Annotated in this window: 15 protein-coding genes and 1 riboswitch; of the genes, 9 read left to right on the plus strand and 6 right to left on the minus strand. The window is 37.9% G+C overall.

What is annotated here, in order from left to right; translation table 11 throughout:
- Positions 1–33: 33 nt before the first annotated feature.
- The 3 genes from ACFOUV_RS13775 to ACFOUV_RS13785 are packed head-to-tail and all read right to left on the minus strand — an operon-like array spanning position 34 to position 4,339.
- Entirely contained in the window at positions 34–1,770 is a 1,737-nt protein-coding gene (locus ACFOUV_RS13775; protein WP_379497366.1) for an ABC transporter ATP-binding protein, read from the minus strand.
- A 50-nt stretch (positions 1,771–1,820) separates the two neighbouring features.
- The gene (locus ACFOUV_RS13780) at positions 1,821–3,425 is read right to left on the minus strand and encodes an ABC transporter permease (RefSeq protein ID WP_379497416.1); all 1,605 of its coding nucleotides are present in this window, start codon (positions 3,423–3,425) and stop codon (positions 1,821–1,823) included.
- Positions 3,422–4,339: an ABC transporter ATP-binding protein gene (locus ACFOUV_RS13785; RefSeq protein ID WP_379497367.1), complete on the minus strand. Its 918-nt coding sequence runs from the start codon at positions 4,337–4,339 to the stop codon at positions 3,422–3,424. Before ACFOUV_RS13785 ends, ACFOUV_RS13780 begins: the two co-directional genes overlap by 4 nt.
- Before the next feature lie 170 nt (positions 4,340–4,509).
- Here ACFOUV_RS13785 and ACFOUV_RS13790 point away from each other — a divergent pair, with 170 nt between their 5' ends.
- On the plus strand, positions 4,510–5,097 hold the full coding sequence (locus tag ACFOUV_RS13790) for a TetR/AcrR family transcriptional regulator (protein WP_379497368.1): 588 nt from the start codon (positions 4,510–4,512) through the stop codon (positions 5,095–5,097).
- On the opposite strand, the gene ACFOUV_RS13795 is transcribed toward ACFOUV_RS13790, so the two are convergent.
- The gene (locus ACFOUV_RS13795) at positions 5,094–5,822 is read right to left on the minus strand and encodes an EcsC family protein (RefSeq protein ID WP_379497369.1); all 729 of its coding nucleotides are present in this window, start codon (positions 5,820–5,822) and stop codon (positions 5,094–5,096) included. The genes ACFOUV_RS13790 and ACFOUV_RS13795 overlap by 4 nt on opposite strands.
- A gap of 228 nt (positions 5,823–6,050) precedes the next feature.
- On the opposite strand from ACFOUV_RS13795, the gene ACFOUV_RS13800 reads away from it, so the two are divergent.
- The 4 genes from ACFOUV_RS13800 (at position 6,051) to ACFOUV_RS13815 (ending at position 9,915) form a co-directional block, all read left to right on the plus strand.
- A complete protein-coding gene (locus ACFOUV_RS13800) occupies positions 6,051–6,806 on the plus strand; it encodes a GTP cyclohydrolase II (protein WP_379497370.1) in 756 nt (251 codons plus the stop codon).
- Positions 6,799–7,905: a bifunctional diaminohydroxyphosphoribosylaminopyrimidine deaminase/5-amino-6-(5-phosphoribosylamino)uracil reductase RibD gene (ribD, locus tag ACFOUV_RS13805; RefSeq protein WP_379497371.1), complete on the plus strand. Its 1,107-nt coding sequence runs from the start codon at positions 6,799–6,801 to the stop codon at positions 7,903–7,905. Before ACFOUV_RS13800 ends, ribD begins: the two co-directional genes overlap by 8 nt.
- Positions 7,906–7,915: 10 nt before the next feature.
- The gene (locus ACFOUV_RS13810; protein ID WP_379497372.1) at positions 7,916–8,482 is read left to right on the plus strand and encodes a 5' nucleotidase, NT5C type; all 567 of its coding nucleotides are present in this window, start codon (positions 7,916–7,918) and stop codon (positions 8,480–8,482) included.
- A 788-nt stretch (positions 8,483–9,270) separates the two neighbouring features.
- Complete coding sequence (locus ACFOUV_RS13815; protein WP_379497373.1) at positions 9,271–9,915, plus strand: GntR family transcriptional regulator; 645 nt, start codon at positions 9,271–9,273, stop codon at positions 9,913–9,915.
- A 907-nt stretch (positions 9,916–10,822) separates the two neighbouring features.
- Here ACFOUV_RS13815 and brnQ read toward each other — a convergent pair.
- A complete protein-coding gene (brnQ, locus tag ACFOUV_RS13820; protein ID WP_379497374.1) occupies positions 10,823–12,181 on the minus strand; it encodes a branched-chain amino acid transport system II carrier protein in 1,359 nt (452 codons plus the stop codon).
- Positions 12,182–12,452: 271 nt separating this feature from the next.
- Here brnQ and ACFOUV_RS13825 point away from each other — a divergent pair, with 271 nt between their 5' ends.
- The 4 genes from ACFOUV_RS13825 (at position 12,453) to ACFOUV_RS13840 (ending at position 16,836) form a co-directional block, all read left to right on the plus strand.
- The gene (locus ACFOUV_RS13825) at positions 12,453–13,622 is read left to right on the plus strand and encodes a pyridoxal phosphate-dependent aminotransferase (protein ID WP_379497417.1); all 1,170 of its coding nucleotides are present in this window, start codon (positions 12,453–12,455) and stop codon (positions 13,620–13,622) included.
- Positions 13,623–13,741: 119 nt separating this feature from the next.
- Positions 13,742–13,852: riboswitch (SAM riboswitch) on the plus strand.
- 130 nt (positions 13,853–13,982) lie between these two features.
- On the plus strand, positions 13,983–15,008 hold the full coding sequence (locus ACFOUV_RS13830) for a methionine ABC transporter ATP-binding protein (protein WP_379497418.1): 1,026 nt from the start codon (positions 13,983–13,985) through the stop codon (positions 15,006–15,008).
- Positions 15,001–15,663 carry a methionine ABC transporter permease gene (locus ACFOUV_RS13835; protein WP_379497375.1) on the plus strand — a complete coding sequence of 221 codons (663 nt, stop codon included), beginning with the start codon at positions 15,001–15,003 and terminating at the stop codon, positions 15,661–15,663. Before ACFOUV_RS13830 ends, ACFOUV_RS13835 begins: the two co-directional genes overlap by 8 nt.
- 33 nt (positions 15,664–15,696) lie before the next feature.
- Entirely contained in the window at positions 15,697–16,836 is a 1,140-nt protein-coding gene (locus ACFOUV_RS13840; protein ID WP_379497376.1) for an alpha-hydroxy acid oxidase, read from the plus strand.
- An 80-nt stretch (positions 16,837–16,916) separates the two neighbouring features.
- Here the strand turns inward: ACFOUV_RS13840 and ACFOUV_RS13845 are convergent, their stop codons facing one another.
- The gene (locus ACFOUV_RS13845) at positions 16,917–19,346 is read right to left on the minus strand and encodes a glycogen/starch/alpha-glucan phosphorylase (protein WP_379497377.1); all 2,430 of its coding nucleotides are present in this window, start codon (positions 19,344–19,346) and stop codon (positions 16,917–16,919) included.
- Positions 19,347–19,351 lie beyond the last annotated feature (5 nt).

Here is a 19,351-nt window from a genome sequence, read left to right on the forward strand (position 1 = left end):
TATTTATGGATCAAACGTTTGTTTAATGCCGACCTATGTCAACTGCTGTTCGGCAAACTTACGATATAACTCATGTGTTTCAACTAACTCCTTGTGTGTCCCCTGCCCTGTCAATTTACCTTTCTCAATAAAAATAATCTTATCTGCATCAACAATTGTTGATAACCTATGGGCAATGACAAAGGTTGTCCTGCCTTCCATTAACCGAGTTAACGCTTCTTGGACTGCATGTTCTGATTGACTATCCAAACTAGCTGTTGCTTCATCTAGCATTAATATTTTCGGATTTCGCAAGAATGCACGGGCAATATTAATTCGCTGTCTTTGACCACCTGATAGTTTCACTCCCCGTTCTCCTACTTCGGTGTCCAACCCGTTTGCGAAATTCTTAATAAATTGATCCGCATAGGCCATTTCTGCAACTTCCCATAATTGTTTATCCGTAATATTATCCGAATTCTTTAAGCCATATGTTAAATTATCACGGATTGTTCCAGCCATCATTGCACTTTCCTGAGAAACATATCCTATTTGGCTCCGCCATGATTTCATAGATAACTTACGTATTGTTGTATCGCCAATACGTATCTCTCCTCCAGTTGGTTCGTAGTATCTTTCCAGCAATCCAAATAAAGTCGTCTTCCCGCCACCACTCGGCCCAGCAAAAGCAACCATTTCTCCTGGCCTCGCATCAAATGATACATTTTCAAGCACAGGTTCATTTTCACTATATGCAAAGGAAACACCTGAAACGTGAACAGGTAGGTTTGAAATATCTACTTCCACTCCATCCTGACCTGATTCCTCGGGTACTTCTAAAATCTCAAAGATTCGCTCTGTTGCACCTTTCGCTTTTTGTAGTTCAGTAAAGAACATTGCGAATGATGTAATTGGATAAATAATCTGGAATAAATACAGTAAAAATGCAACAAGAGAACCCGTTGACATTGTTCCATCTGCTACTCGAATTCCTCCGTATCCGATAATAACGACAATAACAAACATCATTACCGTATACATAAATGGTCCAATTAAAGCAAAAATACGCGCTTCTTTTAAACCGTATTGATACATTTTCCCAATGCCCGAAAGTCCTTTTGACTCTTCAACCTTCTCAGCTGTTGAAGATTTCATTAGACGGGATTCACTCAACGTTTGTTGAATCTCTCCTGTAAAGGTTGCTGTTTCATCCTGCAATCCTTTTGATACTTTTGCCATTTTCTTTCCGAGTGGAATCATAATAATGAAAGTAACTGGAACCGCAATTAACATTAATAATGTCATTTTCCAATCCATAATAAGTAAAATTGCCAGCGCACCAATAATTGTAATCAATCCTGTAATAAACTGAGGAAAATGTTGTGAAATTAAATCTTTTACAATTCCAGTATCATTCACAACACGACTTACCGACTCACCACTTGCATGCTTATCAAAATAGCTTACAGGTAATCGAATCAATTTGAACCACATCTTTTCACGCAAGCGGGCTACTATTTTTTGCCCAACAGCCGATAGTAAATACGTGGAAACTCCATCTACAACGGCTTGTAAAATGAAAACGACAAAAATAATAATGATAAGTGTCGTACTTAATGCTTCTACTGAAAATCCATCCACCAATTCTCTTGTTAGTAATGGGATGGTGAGCCCGACAAGCATTGTTATAATACTCCCTATTAAACCAAAAGTTACAGCCATTTTGGGGATGCTTGTTGATAAAACTAGGGATATAAATGGTTTTAAGCCTTCTTTTTGCTTCTTTTCCATACTAGAACTCCTGTCATTAATGTTTTCATTGTCATAAAAAATGAATAGGCCTAACCAGCTATATCCCTTCTATTGTAACCAACAAATCCTGCAACTGATACAATAATTGCAATGATCATCAATATGGCCACACTTAAAAAGTCCATATCTTCCACAGGTATTTGTGGGATATGACCAAAGGCAGATAAGTTACTTAGCCATGCCGGAAATTGCAGCAAATCCCCTAAATAAACGACAATGAAGGAATAAATTAAATACAACCATAGTAACCCAGTGAATTTTGGTATAAAACCAACAAGTAATACTGCAACACCAATCATCACCCAGATTGCTGGCAGATAAACCATCCCAGCACTAAACATCGTACCAAAAGTAATTTGTTCTTCCATTACTGCTGAACCCGCTAACCAAAGACCAAATACAGCCAGAAATTGCATCATAAAACTTGTAGCAATCGATAGGGTGTAATAACTTCCCATAAGTCGTGTACGAGATACGGAACGGGTTAATAAATGTTCTGTTCGATTTTTATTTTCTTCGCCCTTTATCTTCATAGCAACCATTAAAGCAGGAACGGCACTAATCATAGACATAATTGCCATTAACATCGTTATGAATTGCTCCGTTAATGAAAATCCTTCTACCGGCTTTACTATTTGCTGCATCATTTCAATATCTTCCATAAACAATTCTAAATCACCTAGAACAGACCCATAGGAAATACCAATCGCAAACATCCCTACAGCCCAGGCAAAAATAGTTGTCCGCTGAAGTCGAAAGCTTAACCCAATTGGACTTTGTAGGAATACAGAAGCATTTCTCCTCCCGGGTTTTGATGGTAAAAATCCAGAATTTAAATCTCGTATTGCATTTAAATAGAATGCAAGAAGAGCTAAAACAAATGATACGACGAGCAACAATAAAACGGGCCACCAATAATTATTTACATAAACTTCTGTACCTAGCGTCCAACCTAAAGGTGAAAACCAGGAGAGGATTTCGCTTCCAACATCACCAATAGCACGAATAAGATATGCAAGACCCAATACAGTAAGAGAAAGACTTATCGTTCCTCTGGAGCTTTCAGAGAGTTGGGCAAAGACAGCTGTCAAAGAAGTGAAGAAAATACCAGTGGCTCCCAAAGATGCTCCATACAAGAGGGAGCCCTCCAAGTCCATGCTCTCGATACCTAAAGCATACATTCCAAATCCGGTAATCAATGCCAATAGCACGTTTGTAACGCTCACTGCTATCATTGCAGAAGCTAGATTCGCCAGACGCCCTGACGGCAAAGAACGAATCATTTCAATACGTCCATCCTCTTCTTCTGCCCGTGTATGTCGTGTAACCAGTAATATACTCATAATCGCAACGGTAATAGCAGTAAAAAGCAACATCTGGTGAGCCATCATAGCTCCAACTGTATAATTATCCAATCCATAACCTTGGCCGACCATCGCAGTCATTGCAGGATTACACATTGTTTCAGCCATTGCCTGCCTCTCCCCTTCATTCTGATACAGATCAATAAATGCAAGTGCAATGACAATTGTTATACCAGATAAAGAAATTAACCAAATAGGAATTCGAACGCGATCTTCTCTAAATATAAAACGAGATAGCCGCCCCGTATTTTTAAACAGCTGATTCATTATCCCGCACCTCCCACTCCTGATTCTGCAGGATTTCCAGATCCTTCATAGTAGCGCATAAATAAATCCTCTAACTTTGGAGGTGCACTTTCTAATTTAACTATTTCGAATTGACTAATATACTTCATCACTTCATTTAGTTCTTCAGAATCGACTTGGAAAGAAAGTGTTTGATTATCCTCTTCTATTCTATGGACACCTTTTAATTCATTCAATGATGGAATTGGCTGTTTCGTCTCTACTACAAAATGGGTACGGGTTAAATGGCGTAGCTCGCTTAGTGTACCTGTTTCAATCACTTTACCTTGACGAATAATACCCACCCGGTCACATAATTTTTCAACTTCAGATAAAATATGACTGGAAAGCAATATACTCTTGCCCTTACTCTTTGCTTCCATTACAAGTTCCTGAAAAACATTTTCCATCAGAGGATCCAGCCCTGATGTCGGTTCATCTAATATATACAAGTCTGCATCAGATGAAAAAGCAGCTACTAACGCAACCTTTTGCCTGTTCCCCTTTGAATATGTTCTACATTTCTTTGTTGGATCCAAGTCAAATCGCTTCATTAATTCTTCGTGTCTACTTTTATTATTAGCCCCACGCAATTTTATGAAAAGATCTATAACTTCTCCACCGGTTAAGTTTGGCCATAAATTTACGTCTCCTGGTACATATGCGATACGCTTATGGATTTCTACAGCATGACTCCATGCATCCTTACCAAAAATCTCTACGCTTCCTTCTGTAGCCTTCAAAATACCAAGCAATACACGAATAGCTGTTGATTTACCAGCACCATTGGGCCCTATAAAACCGAAAACTTCTCCTTTTCCCACTTCAATATTAACGCCATCTAGTGCAGTAAATTTTCCAAACTTCTTTGTTAAATTCGATGTTTTTAAAACGGACATACTTCCTCCCCCTCTTTGGAAAAAATATCCTTCCAACAAGCATTTTATGAAATATTTTATCGTATATAGTTCATAATATATAAATATAATTCCTTTATCAATATAATTATGAAATTTTTACATTGTTTTATTACATAAATTTTATTAAACTATTTATGGAGGTGAATAATATGGACGGTTTCGAGCGACGGAAAGCGATGAAAAAGAAGATAATCTTAAAAGCAACATTATCTTTATTTATAAATAATGGTGTAAAGAAGGTATCGATTGCTGAAATTGCAAAGAAAGCTAATGTATCTCAAGTAACCATATATAATTACTTTAAAAGTAAAGATAACTTAGCCCATGAGGTGCTTATTTATTATGTAGATCAGATTTGGAAAGAGTATGAAGAATTATTTAATAGGAACATTGCTTTTCCCGATAAAATCAAGGGAATTATTTTTGATAAAAAGAAAGCAGCAGATAATATTCATGAAGATTTTTATACTTATTTCATGAAAGAATATTCCACAGGGATCAATTATATGGAAGAGCTTTATACGGAGAAAATCTTCCCAAGACTGATTGAGTTATTCAATGAAGGAAGAGCGCAAGGTTATATTAACCATGATATATCTAATGAGGCCATTATATTTTATATTCAGATACTAAAGGATGCGATGCAAAAGAAAGATATTTATCAAAAAATATTACCAATGACCGAAGAAATTACAACGTTGTTTTTTTATGGGATTATTGGGAAAGGCAACGATTAATAGTCCCTTGGTTGCATTTCCAATTCCCGCATTCGATAAACATTCAACGTCGTTTCTGCAAGCTGATCCATTAAATTATGGTTCGCGTATGCACCGACAATTGCTCCAAATCCAGGAATTAACTGAAACATCTTTATTAAATCAATATGATCGCGATATTCTTGTTGGAACACACGCCAATCCATATCTAAGCGTTTTTCTTTTTGTTCATCCCAATTATCAATAATAAATAATGTCTCTCTCCGTTTTTCTTCACTGGAAAAAGCCAGTTGAAAAACATGAAGCAAGAATAAACGCTCCTCGTACTTACTCGTGTCATACCCATAAATAGCTGCAGCATCGAATAGGAATTTAATTTTTATGGATAACAATAGTGGAAAATCAGCTGCTCCAAGCAATAAGCCACCTGCACCAGTACCAGCACCTTCAATTACCGCTGTTTTTCGATACGATGTATGTTTTCCTCTTATAAGCTCGTCCCTTTCACGTAGACTCATATCTTTTTCTGGTTGTTTTTTCGTCGTCATATGTGAGCCGGTTAAAGTAGCTTTGACCATATTTTTAATACTATCTGTTACTATTTTATGCGCTTTTTCCGGAATCCAGCTGTTAATCTTATTCTGTGCTTTTTTTGAAAATCGGTTTACCAATCCGGATTGCTTCATTACTTTCATTCTCCATGCCTGTACTTCTTGATAGGCTTTTAATTCATAGTTATCCGCCATTATTAATCATCCTCTAGTTAGTGACCTATTTTATTATACGTATAGCCCCAATGAAAGGTTCCCTTCGTACCTACTGCCTACACTTATCAATTCAATTAAGCATAATTATACTTTATAAAACACGAACAATTAAAAGTTTAGTAAATAATTATGCTAATTCGAGAAAATAAAATTGATGATAATGCTATTTTTAATTATACTAAGGTGAAAGTGAAGGGAGTTTTAACAATGGTACAAATGAAGCTTGAATCAAAAGTGTTTTCCGTTCTGAAAGACAAAATACGATTAATCAGATCTCAGGATCGTGCTATATATTTAGTTGGGCCAATCCAACTGCCTGTTAATTTATATGGAGAGACTACCATCTTCCAGTGGTATTGCTGGCTGAATTACGATGAAGTAACCGAAGACTACGAAAAGATAATTGAAAAATTGTCATCTTCCAATCTGGCCGAATTCCAACAATCGAGTGTACTTGTCTATGGAGATTTCGAAAATGCTGACGAAGCACTAATCCGTATGCATTCCATCTGCCATACGGGAGATATTTTCGGTAGTAAACGCTGTGACTGTGGTTTCCAATTAAAAGAATCGATGAAGAAAATTAAAGAACATGGCACTGGAGCACTCTTTTACTTGGCAAATCACGAAGGTAGAGGTATCGGTCTGTTCAGTAAGGCAATGGCATATGTTCTCCAGGAGAATGGTTACGACACCGTGGAAGCAAATGAAAGTCTGGGATTTGTCAATGATTCCAGGGACTACGAGGATGCCATTAAAGTACTTAAAACATTACGTCTGAAACCAGTAACGTTAATTACTAATAATCCGAAAAAGATGGAAGCATTGGAAAACTCAGGGATGCTTGTTGCAGGACGCACACCTTTATGGGGGGATGTCTCCGAGTACAACGAAAAATACCTGCAAACGAAGGTGATAAAATCGGGACATTTAAAAGAAGAAAGGACTTGCTCCAATGACTAATGATGAGTTCTATATGGATCTCGCATTAAAAAATGCACAAGCAATGAAGGGCCAAACAGATCCTAACCCCCTCGTTGGCTCGGTTATTGTTAACGATAATCGAATCGTTGGTATAGGTACCCACTTAAAGGCCGGTGAGCCGCATGCAGAAATTCATGCATTACGGATGGCTGGTGAAAATGCAAAAGGTGGGACAATCTATGTCACGCTTGAACCATGCTCTCATTACGGAAGAACAGGTCCATGTGCTGTAGCAATCGTAGAAGCAGGTATTAAAAAGGTGATTATCGCCACCCTGGATCCAAATCCAATTGTAGCCGGTAATGGCGTTAAAATATTACAAGACGCTGGTATCGAGGTCGTTACCGGATTACTGGAAAAGGAATCCCAAAAAATGAATGAAGTATTTAATAAATATATTGTGACAAAGAAACCGTTTATTACATTAAAAACAGGAATTACATTAGACGGAAAAGTTGCAACCCATACTTCCAATAGCAAATGGATTACATCAGAGGAAGCAAGACAGGATGTTCATCAATTAAGAAATGAAAATATGGCAATTCTTGTTGGAGTAAATACAGTATTAAAAGATGACCCAGCATTAACGACGAGAATTCCGAATGGACGAAACCCAATCCGCATCATTATGGATTCCAAGTTAAAAATTCCTTTAGAATCACAGGTTATTACTGAAACCCAAGCAGAAACAATAATCTTTACTTGTAAAGACTATGATAAAGAAAAAAGAAAGGCACTGGAAGCTCGGAACATAACTGTATTGGAAACTAGTGGGACCCTACATACAGATCCGGTTGATGTGGTCACACAGATAGGAGAAAAAGGCATTTCCTCCCTGTTAATCGAAGGTGGTGGGAATATAAATGCTTCGTTCCTCAAAAATAAGCTGATTGACAAAGTAGTTCTTTATTTTGCACCGAAATTAATTGGCGGGAAAGAAGCACCTACGTTCTTTGAGGGTGCAGGTATTGACTTGATGAAAGATGCCATTGATTTGGAACATACAGATATAAACCGGATTGGACCAGACTTCAAGTTTGTCGGTTATCCGAGATATCCTAATAAATACGATAACTGAGGGGTTATTTATGAAATTTGGATTTGATATTGATGATACATTAATTAATTTGAGAGAACATGCATTTCATATTTATAATGAAAAATTAAAGAAAGCGATCGGCATCGAAGTTTTTAGCAATATAAAGCGGGTCGAGATACATGAAGCTTTTGGTATGTCAGATGAACAAGGGAAAGCAATGTGGAACAACTCCCTGGAAGAAATCTATTATACATCCTGTCCTCCTTTCCCTGGTGCAGTTGAAACATTACACGCACTTGAAAAAAATGGCCATAAAATTTACTATATTACAGCACGCCCTGAAGAACATGGAGAAAGATCAAAAGAGTGGTTAAAAGAACAAGGATTTCCAGTACAGAATAACCACTTTTTCTACGGTATGAAGGACGAAGAGAAGATCTATACCATACAAAAACTGAAGCTTGATTACTATGTGGATGATAAACCTGCTGTTCTCCAAACGCTTCTAGCCGGCTCAACTAAATTATATGTGAAAGACCAAGCTTATAATCGACACTTACAAAACATTCCAAGGATTGAAGGCTGGTCGGACTTTTTAAAGGATATTAAAATATAAATAATGTTAGGAAAAGATATTCCGGATTCTCATCGGTATATCTTTTTCTCATGGCTTTTTTTAAGGTTGAACTACGAATACTCATCCCAAAATAAATTCCGCACTCCTCCGCACTCCGCCTTGCCGCATAATATATAAACTGCGAAGTAACTGCTGGTTGTTTGGTTTCTTTAAGTAACTGCTTTTCCCGCCGTCCGGGATCGCTCTGGGCGGATGCTTTCCGCGGGCACGGCCTCAGCCCCGAAGAGAAAACCACTCTTCTGGTCTTCGGACACGTGCTGTTCCCGCAGGAGTCACCGCCCGCCGCTCACCCGGACTGGTGAAGCTGTGTGATATGATTTTTATAAATCACTAATGCAGTTAGCAATTTGTAAGCTTAAAACCAGCTCTGGGGAAATATACGAAGACTCCAGCGGGAGGAAAGGCATCGGTGAGACCCAGCAGGGCGAAGCACGAGGAGGGCTCACCAGCCGCCCGCGGAAAGCGAAGTATATTTCCCCAGAGCGGTCGCCGAAGTTACTTAACTTAGTTCGTAGTTTATCTCAAATACGAAGATTATAAAACAACGATTCTTTACGGTGAGTTGAGTAACAGCTGTCCCAAACATTAATCAAAGTTCCTTTTCCATTAACCGACACGTATTATAATTACATCTCAAACTTCCCAGATTTTTACAGTAACTTCCAAAATATTCCTGATGTGATATATTGCATATTCCAATTGTAAGCAATTTCATGTATACTTTTAATAAAGAGTTTTATAATTTTCCAGGGAAGGTGTGAAATAGTTTGCCAATACCAATTGATCATTCAAAACCAATTCGCTTATCAGCAAAGGAAAACGCCTATAACCAGATTCAGCAATGGATTATTGATGGAACGTTACTACCAGGGGAGAAATTAAATGATACTGAGCTTGCTAATGCTTTAGGTGTCAGCAGAACACCCATCCGGGAATCCTTGCAGTTACTGGAATCTCAGGGATTTGTAAAAATGTACCCAGGTAAAGCGACACAAGTTACAGAAGTAGAGAAAGAAGCTATTAAAGATCTACTCCCTCCACTAGCAGCATTACAATCATTATCAGCAGAATTAGCCATTCCTAAATTAAATGAAGAGACTTTGAAACAACTAAAGCAAACAAATGAACGCTTTGCCCATGCCATTCTTTCGGAAAATTATTATTCCGCTTTAAAAATTGATGAACAATTTCATAAAATAATAGTCGCTACAGCAAATAATCCATACATAGACAGCATCTTAGAAGCTTTACAGGCTCATGTAAGAAGGCAATTTTATCACAATTCCATTGTACTGACTGAAAAGTCGGTTGATGAACACTGGGAAATTATCGAACTGATGAAGAAGGGTGATATACCAACTCTCTCATCCATTATGAAAGAAAACTGGATTCGTAATATTACGATGTTCTAAAGGTAATCGTCGAACAAACGTTCACCTGAGATAAAGGGAGCGTATTGAATTGATGTTGATGTAGATTCGGCGATAACGATTAGTCCATCACAATTTTACCTCTGGAACTGAATGGTGTTACTCTTCCCAAAAACTTATACTTTCTACTATAATGAACTCAACTTTCGCACAATGAAATGGATAAATTATCCTGGATAGAATTAGGAAGACACACAACTCAAGTTAACTTTGGATGAACTGTTTGCACTAAAGCATTCCGGATACATTGAGATTCTAAACTCTATTCATTTTTCTTACGTTGGATTTTGTATAAACTACGAAGTAACTGCTCGTTTTCTATCCGTATGCAGAAACTTCGCGACCGCTCTGGGAAATATACTTCGCTTTCCGCGGGCGGCTGGTGAGCCTCTTCATGCTAACGCATTTCAGTGTCTCACCTAGGCCTCTCTTCCCGTAGGAGTCTCCGTGTATTTCCCTGAGCTGTTTAGAAGGTTACTGATAGTTACTATACTTGCTATAGCTAAAATAGCATCATACAGCTTCACTAGTCCGGGTGAGCGGAGGGCGGTGACTCCTGCGGGAAAAGCACGTGTCCGAAGACCCCGCAGAGTGGTTTTCTCGAGGAGGCTGAGGCCGTGCCCGCGGAAAGCATCCGCCCAGAGTGATCCCGGACGGAGGGAAAAGCAGTTACTTCGCATTTCATCTCAACTCTGCGATGATTAAAAAGCAGTAAACATTATGTAAATATCCTTATTTTTACCAAGTTGAGCAAGGTAATTAGTAGAGACATCCTAAGTTTACACCGGTTACCTACTTGAACCTATTTATTGCTACGAAAGTTGAATAATGAAAAAAACCTGTTTACCTCATATAGAGAGGAAAACAGGTTTTTCGTTCATGTGCTTTTTCATGCTTCCTGAGCACTACTTACTTTCTGAAATTTTGAGACTAGTCCTGTAATTAAGATTACAATTAATGCCGGCAGCAACCATCCAAGACCTTGATCGTAGAATGGAAGAACCTGTTCATAGAAGGACACTACTGGTTTCATCCAGCTAAAGTAATCCATACCAAGTGAATCACATAATGCTTTCAATCCATCAAAAATACTAATCAAGAATGTAACTGCAGTGGTTGCAACATAAACAACTCTCGCATGATTAAACAATGGTGAAATAAATGTAAGCAACATGAGTACGATTGCTAATGGATATAGGAACATTAATACCGGTATCGAATAAGTGATAATATTTGCCAATCCAAAGTTTGCAATTACAAAAGTTAATGTGGAGAAGAACACAACTAACACTTTATAGCTTATTTTTGGAAGTAGTGTATGGAAATATTCAGCATTTGCTGTAATTAACCCGATTGCCGTTGTTAAACAGGCCAATGTTATGACAATAGCCATCATAATTGATCCAAACATTCCAAAGTAATGGGATGCCGCACCACTCAGTACCGGGCCACCTGTATCAAATAAACCTAGAACACTAGTACTTGTTGCTCCTAGGTAAGCAATACCAACATAAATAATTCCAAGAAGTGAAATTGCAATAACTCCTGACTTAGCTGTTGCCCTAAGAATTTCTCCTTTAGAAGTAATCCCTAGCGACCGTATGACATTTATAACGATAATACCAAATACAAGGGAAGCCAATGCATCCATCGTATTATATCCTTCTAGGAATCCGCCCATAAATGCTCCACTTTGATATGCTTCTTGTGGTGCCTGAATCGAACCCATTGGATTAAATAATGCAACCAGCAAGAGAACTACAAGCAATACGACAAGAAATGGTGCCAATAATTTACCTACGTTATCAACGATTTTCGCTGGAAATAAGGAGAATAAAAGAGCAATGGCAAAAAAGATAATGGTAAAAATAAGCAATACCGTTTGTTGTGACCCCTCACTCACAAATGGAGCGATCCCTACTTCGAACGCTACTGTTCCAGTCCTAGGAGCAGCGAAGAACGGTCCAATTGTCAGATAAAGCAATGCAGTGAAGAAGATACCATATATCGGATGCACCCTGCCGGCAAGTTCCTGCAAGTTTCGGCTGCCCGAGAAGCCCATTGCCAAAATCCCTAGTAATGGAAGTCCTACACCAGTAATTAAAAACCCAAATGCCGCTGGCCATAAATTGGTTCCTGCGTTTTGACCTAATTGAGCTGGGAAAATTAAATTGCCCGCTCCAAAGAATAATGCAAATAACATAAATCCGATTGCCATATAAGAAGAAAAAGGTAGCTTGTCCTTCATAAGTTGTTCCCCCTTGTTGTAAGCTCAAATACTTTATTAAATTTTCAAAATATTTAATGAGCTGTGTGTAATGTCTCAATGAAGATATCATACTACCTTCTTCAACAAAATGCAATATATCGCAGGAAATTTATGTGACAATTTTTGTAAATTAAACAAAGCATTCCTGTTGGATATTCATATAATAATATGTTCTACTATACACATATGTTATATAAGGATATAATATTTAGATAATTATTTGAACTAATTGTAAATGAGGTGTTTTATGATGGAAGTTTCTAATCGTTTAAATAAACTACCTTCCCAATTCTTTGCAACCTTGGTGAAAAAAGTTGCTGTAGCAGTTTCTGAAGGACGGGATGTGATTAATCTTGGCCAGGGGAATCCGGATCAACCAACCCCGAAGCATATTGTCCAGGCATTGCAAAAATCGGTTGAAAATCCAGATACACATAAATATTCACCATTTAGAGGCACCGATGAATTTAAGCAAGCAGCAGCTGATTTTTATAAAAGGGAATACAATGTAGATCTTGACCCCGACTTAGAGATTGCTGTTTTATTTGGTACAAAAATCGGTTTAGTTGAATTACCCTTGGCCTTAATGAATGAGGGTGACCTGCTTCTACTTCCCGATCCCGGTTATCCTGATTATTTGTCTGGTGTAGGTATAGCTAATGTCACCTATGATACGATGCCTTTACATAGTGAACAAGGATTTTTGCCTGACTATAAAAAACTAACCGATAAACAGAAAGAAAAGGCGAAACTACTTTACTTAAACTACCCGAACAACCCAACCGGAGCAACAGCATCTGTTGCATTTTTTGATGAAACTGTTGAATTGGCAAAATGTAATAACATAGGTATTGTTCATGATTTTGCCTATGGCGCTATTGGATTTGATGGTGATAAACCAGTCAGTTTCATGCAGGCAGAGGATGCAAAAGAAGTTGGAATTGAACTGTATACATTATCAAAAACCTATAATATGGCTGGATGGCGGGTAGGTTTTGCTGTAGGTAATGCAAAAATGATTGAAGCGATCAATCTTTTACAGGATCACTTATTTGTAAGTATCTTCCCAGCGCTTCAACATGCAGCAGCAACTGCTTTATCTAGTAGTCAGGAATGTGTCGATGATCTGGTTAACTTATATGAAGGTAGACGTAACACATTGATTACTGAATGTAATCGAATCGGGTGGAAAGTAAACGCACCAAAAGGGTCCTTCTTTGCCTGGCTCCCAGTACCGGAGGAATTTCAAAGCGAGGAATTTGCAGACTATCTGTTGGCAAAAGCAGATGTCGCAGTTGCAGCTGGAAATGGTTTTGGAACGTATGGAGAGGGATACGTACGAATTGGATTACTTGTCGATGAAGCGCGCATCATAGAAGCCATCTCCAGAATTGAGAAGCTAAATATATTTAATCCATAACCTTTTGATAATAAGGATGTTTTAATGGAATATCCTTTTTTCAAAATAAGTATTGACGAAATGATTGATATAATGTAACTTTATCTAATAACTCGAAACAAACAAATAAATAAATAAATCTCTTATCAAGAGTAGCTGAGGGACTGGCCCGTTGATGCTCGGCAACCTTTATGTGTTATACATAGAAAGGTGCTAAATCCAGCAAAACATTACGTTTTGGAAGATGAGAGAGGAACGTGAATTTATAATTTACTAGCCTCTCTTATAATGAGAGGCTTTTTTGAATTAAAGGGTAAGGAATACTAAAAATAGAGGTCTTCATCAGGATGCCAGCCTCTTTTGAAAGGAATGTTTACATATATGATTAAACTAAACAACATCACGAAAGTATTTCCTTCTAAAAATGGAGTTGTTAAAGCGCTAAATGACGTTAATCTTCACGTGAAGAAGGGCGAAATTCACGGTGTAATTGGTTATAGTGGAGCAGGTAAAAGTACCTTGATTCGTTGTGTTAATTTACTTGAGAAACCAACCAGTGGCACTGTTTCCATAAACGGAGTAGAAATGACCTCAATGTCCCAGGAAAAATTACGAAAAACGCGGCAAAAAATCGGTATGATTTTTCAACACTTTAATCTGCTGAAAACGGCCACGGTATATGATAATATCGCAATTCCACTTAAGCTTCTTGGCTATGACAAAAAAGAGGTTGAGACCCGTGTAGATAAATATTTGGGTATTGTTGACTTATTAGAAAAAAAACATACGTATCCTTCTCAATTATCAGGAGGACAAAAACAACGTGTTGCGATTGCAAGAGCATTATCACAGGAACCACAAATCCTACTCAGTGATGAAGCAACAAGTGCACTTGATCCAGAAACAACAAATTCCATTCTCGATTTACTTTTAAAAATTAACGAAGAGCTTGGAATAACGATACTACTCATCACTCACGAAATGAATGTCATTCAAAAAATCTGTGATTATGTATATGTGATAGAAAATGGGGATTTGATTGAACAAGGAACAGCAATTAATCTATTTACTAACCCGAAAGAAAAAACGACAAAGAAATTTTTAAATACAATCTCACAACGGAAGTTATCTGATAGCTTAATAGAGCAGCTTAAATTAAACGGTACGGTTACAAGATTGACATTTATCGGCGAAAATACCGGACAACCCTTGCTTGCTCAACTGAGCCATCGATTTAAAGTAGAACCAAATATATTAACAGCCAATATTATGGAACTGAAAAACGGAATTGTAGGAAACCTGGTCATACATCTAGTCGGAGAGTCTCAAGAAGTTGCAAATGCTTTGAAATTTTTAGACGATAACGGTGTATCCACAGAAGAATTGGAGGGGAAAACAAATGAATGAGTTTATCGAACAGTGGTTTCCCATTATATCTGAAGCAGTTGTAGAGACGTTTCAAATGGTACTTATTTCCCTCTTCTTTGCCATTCTGATTGGAGTACCTTTAGCTATATTATTAATTCTAACCAGACCTGGACAATCATTGGAGAATAGATGGATTTATCAAATACTGAATTTATTTATTAATGTTATTCGATCTGTTCCATTTATTATTTTGCTGTTTTTTATTCTGCCATTTACAAAACTGCTAGTCGGAACAACTATTGGAGTGAAGGGTGTTATCGTACCTTTGGTTATCAATGCCGCCCCATATATTGCGAGGTTAATTGAATCTGCATTACTTGATGTGGATAACGGTGTAATTGAAGCCTATAAAGCAATGGGTATCAAAACCAGACAAATTATCTGGAATGTTATGTTAAGAGAGGCAAGACCAGCTATTATTTTGGGGCTGACAATTGCCACGGTTAGCTTAATTGGAGCTACAGCAATGGCAGGCCTTGTTGGTGCTGGTGGTCTCGGTGACTTAGCTTATCGTTTTGGACATCTTCGCTATGAAGTGGATGTTATGTACGTGACTGTCTTTATTTTAATTATCATCGTACAAGGTATCCAATCCATTGGAAATAGACTAGCAGCAAGATTGAAAAAAGATTGATGCTCTTGATTATACTTTGATGAGGTGACTATTTTGACAATCAATAATATAGAAGATTCCTTTATACAACAGATTGTTTCATCCGAAGCCTTCCCACTTAATTTTTCTGATCTTGAATCAGCCGCAAGTAAGGTAATACCTAAAGCGGCATTTGGCTACATACGGTCAGGTGCAGGCGGAGAGGAAACATTAAGGATAAATACAACAGACTTTAATAAGTTGTCTATCGTGCCGAGGTATTTAAATGATGTTTCTGCAGCTGATACAAGTATTGAGTTATTCGGACGTACGTATCCACAGCCCTTTTTGCTCTCTCCGGTTGGAATGTTGAAGTTAGCACATGAAGATGCCGAATTAGCTGTTGTGAAAGCTGCTGCTTCACATCAGGTGCCATTTATTCAAAGCACTGTTTCCAGCTTTTCCATTGAAGAAGTAAGTAAAGCATCTCCCGGCAGTTCAAAATGGTTCCAGCTATATTGGTCTAATAACGAAAATATCTCCTATAGCATGGTAAACCGAGCCGAAGAGGCTGGTTACGAAGCCATTGTTTTAACCGTCGATACGATCATGCTGGGGTGGCGGGAAGAAGATATACGTAATAGCTTCTCTCCACTTAAAGAAGGTTACGGAAAAGCAAATTATATTAACGATAAGGTATTCTTGAATTCCTTGCCAAGCCAAGACGATGATTCTGTTATCCAAGCAATCTTAACGAACATTTTCCATCCTGCACTTAACTGGAAACATGTAGAAGAGCTTAAAAAAAGAACCTCCCTACCGGTTGTAATAAAAGGGATTCTGCACCCTGAGGATGCGAAACTTGCCATAGAAGCTGGAATAGACGGTATCATCGTTTCCAATCATGGTGGGCGGCAAATGGATGGGATTGTTTCTAGCATTGAGGCTCTTCCCAGAATTGCTAAAGAGGTGAATGGAAGAATTCCTCTTCTGCTTGATAGTGGTATTCGGCGCGGGTCAGATGTTGTAAAAGCTTTGGCATTAGGTGCAGATGCCGTCTTACTAGGCAGACCATACGTGTATGGTTTAGCACTAGGTGGACAAGAAGGTGTAGAAAAGGTACTTACTAATTTTAAACAGGAGACTAGTGTTTCACTTGCATTATCAGGCGCAGTAAACATAAAAGCAGCTAAGAAAGTTACGTTGACGTTATAGAGAATTCAATAAAAGCCACCAATTAATTATAAAATTGGTGGCTTTTATTAAGTTTTATTTATGGCTGGGTTTCTATCCTTTCACACCCGCTTTATCTTCCAAATATCTGTCGCATACTCCTGAATCGTCTGATCACTAGAGAATTTCCCCGAGTAGGCAATGTTTGTCACACTCATATTTAACCAGGTCATTCGATCACGATAGGCACGCTCTGCCAGTTCATGTGTTTCCAAATAGGCTTCAAAATCCTTTAGTACAAAATAAGGATCATTATGATACAAAATATTATAGTAGATATCTTTAAATTCTATATTATGCGCCCCGAACTCGCCCTGATTCAATTGATCCAATATCCGCTTAACCCGGTCATCGGTATTATAAATATCTCTTGCATGGTAACCTCCATGCTGATAATAATTCAGTACTTCATCAGCAGTCAGACCGAAAATGAACATATTCTGATCTCCAACCAAATCATGTATTTCAATATTGGCACCGTCCATGGTTCCAAGAGTCAATGCACCATTCATCATCATTTTCATATTTCCTGTACCTGAGGCTTCCTTACTGGCTGTAGAAATCTGTTCACTAATATCCGCTGCAGGAATAATTTTTTCCGCTAAACTGACATTATAATTTTCCATAAAGATAACCTTCAGCCTGTCTTTTACAACCGGATCGTAGTTGACGATGGATGCCACTGTGTTTATCAGTTTAATAACTTCCTTCGCCAAGTGATAACTTGGAGCAGCTTTGGCTCCAAAGATAAATGTACGTGGTGTCATATCCTGATTTGGATTTTCCTTTAATTCATTATAAAGATATATGACATGGAATATATTTAAAAGCTGGCGTTTATATTCATGTAGCCGTTTGATTTGTACATCGAAAATAGACCTTTCATCGACGGTTATACCCAAATGTTGATGAATATAATTGGCTAATACTTTTTTATTTTCATGTTTTACCTGATCAAATTTTTCCAATAAAGCACTGTCATTGGAATGTTTTAATAGGCTGATCAGTTGTTTTGGTCGTTTGATCCATTGCGGGCCAATAACATCGGTTATTAAGTCTGCCATTTTTGGATTGGCCTGTAACAACCAACGTCGATGCGTAATTCCATTTGTCTTATTATTGAATTTATCAGGAAAAAGGTTGTAAAAAGTTTTCATTTCCTGTTTCTTTAAAATTTCCGTATGAATTCTAGCGACCCCGTTTACACTGAAACTACCTACAATAGCGAGCCTTGCCATATGAACACGGTCATGTGCGATTATTGCAAGTTCCGGAATCTTTTCTCTTAACTCTTCATGGTCAAACCAGATCCCTTTACAAAATCTTTCATTAATTTCATCGATAATCATGTATATCCTCGGCAGCAGGTTCTGCATCATCTCCATTGACCATGTCTCAAGCGCTTCCGATAATGTCGTATGGTTGGTATATGCGAAAACATTCGTCGTTACTTTCCAGGCTTTTTCCCAACTAAAACCTTCCTCATCCATTAATATCCGCATCAGTTCGGGAATTGCTAGACTTGGGTGGGTATCATTAATTTGAATGACAACTTTTTCAGCCAAATGACGCAGGGACATTTTATTATTTAATTTAAAATGTTTGAGGATGTTTTGAATACTGGCGGAGACAAGAAAGTATTGCTGTTTAAGACGAAGTTCCTTTCCCTCATAACTGGAATCATCCGGGTATAAAAAACCTGAAATCTGTTCAATCGAATGTTCATGGTCAAGATCGCGGTAAAATTGCTTGTGTTCTTCCAGTGTATCGGTATTATTTTGGAAAATGGACTCCGCACTCCATAATCTTAAGGTATTAACTGTATCGTTTTCATATCCAACAACTGGTATATCGTAGGGAACAGCCATTACTTTATCCGTGTTTTGATATTCAAATTCAAGTGCGCCATCATTTCGCTTATGCATATGTACATCACCATGGAATTGAATAACAACCGCTTCTTCCTCTTTTCTTGTTTCCCATGGATAAGGATCCGTTAACCAGTAATCGGGAAGTTCCACTTGATTACCGTGTATGATTCGCTGTTCAAACAGACCGTAGCGATAACGGATTCCAAATCCATGACCCGGGTAATTTAAAGATGCCAACGAATCTAGAAAACAGGCTGCAAGACGACCCAATCCCCCGTTACCAAGACCAGCATCATGCTCCTGAGCGAAAACTTCTACATAGTCAAATCCAATCTGTTCCAATGCCTCTTTAGCTTCTTCCAACATCCCACAGTTTAAAAGGTTGCTCTCCAATAGTCTCCCAATTAAAAACTCCATGGATAAGTAATAAACTTCTTTATATTTTTCATCCTTATATTTCTTCCTGGTTTGAAACCATCGCTGTTTCACTTCTTCATTTACAATTGAAGCAAGAACATAATAGATGTCTTTGGATGTCGCTTCCTTTACATCTCTCCCCTTGTCCGTTATTAGCTTTTTTAATATTTGTTCCTTCAATGTATTTGCTGTTAACTCCTTCAAGGAAA

It is taken from the genome of Oceanobacillus longus, from assembly GCF_042650085.1.
Taxonomy (GTDB): Bacteria; Bacillota; Bacilli; order Bacillales; family Amphibacillaceae; genus Oceanobacillus; species Oceanobacillus longus.

Coding starts and splice junctions, on each gene's coding strand:
- ACFOUV_RS13775 (WP_379497366.1), bottom strand. CDS start 1,770: ATGGAAAAGAAGCAAAAAGAAGGCTTAAAACCATTTATATCCCTAGTT.
- ACFOUV_RS13785 (WP_379497367.1), bottom strand. CDS start 4,339: ATGTCCGTTTTAAAAACATCGAATTTAACAAAGAAGTTTGGAAAATTT.
- ACFOUV_RS13790 (WP_379497368.1), top strand. CDS start 4,510: ATGGACGGTTTCGAGCGACGGAAAGCGATGAAAAAGAAGATAATCTTA.
- ACFOUV_RS13795 (WP_379497369.1), bottom strand. CDS start 5,822: ATGGCGGATAACTATGAATTAAAAGCCTATCAAGAAGTACAGGCATGG.
- ACFOUV_RS13800 (WP_379497370.1), top strand. CDS start 6,051: ATGGTACAAATGAAGCTTGAATCAAAAGTGTTTTCCGTTCTGAAAGAC.
- ribD (WP_379497371.1), top strand. CDS start 6,799: ATGACTAATGATGAGTTCTATATGGATCTCGCATTAAAAAATGCACAA.
- ACFOUV_RS13810 (WP_379497372.1), top strand. CDS start 7,916: ATGAAATTTGGATTTGATATTGATGATACATTAATTAATTTGAGAGAA.
- brnQ (WP_379497374.1), bottom strand. CDS start 12,181: ATGAAGGACAAGCTACCTTTTTCTTCTTATATGGCAATCGGATTTATG.
- ACFOUV_RS13825 (WP_379497417.1), top strand. CDS start 12,453: ATGGAAGTTTCTAATCGTTTAAATAAACTACCTTCCCAATTCTTTGCA.
- ACFOUV_RS13830 (WP_379497418.1), top strand. CDS start 13,983: ATGATTAAACTAAACAACATCACGAAAGTATTTCCTTCTAAAAATGGA.
- ACFOUV_RS13835 (WP_379497375.1), top strand. CDS start 15,001: ATGAATGAGTTTATCGAACAGTGGTTTCCCATTATATCTGAAGCAGTT.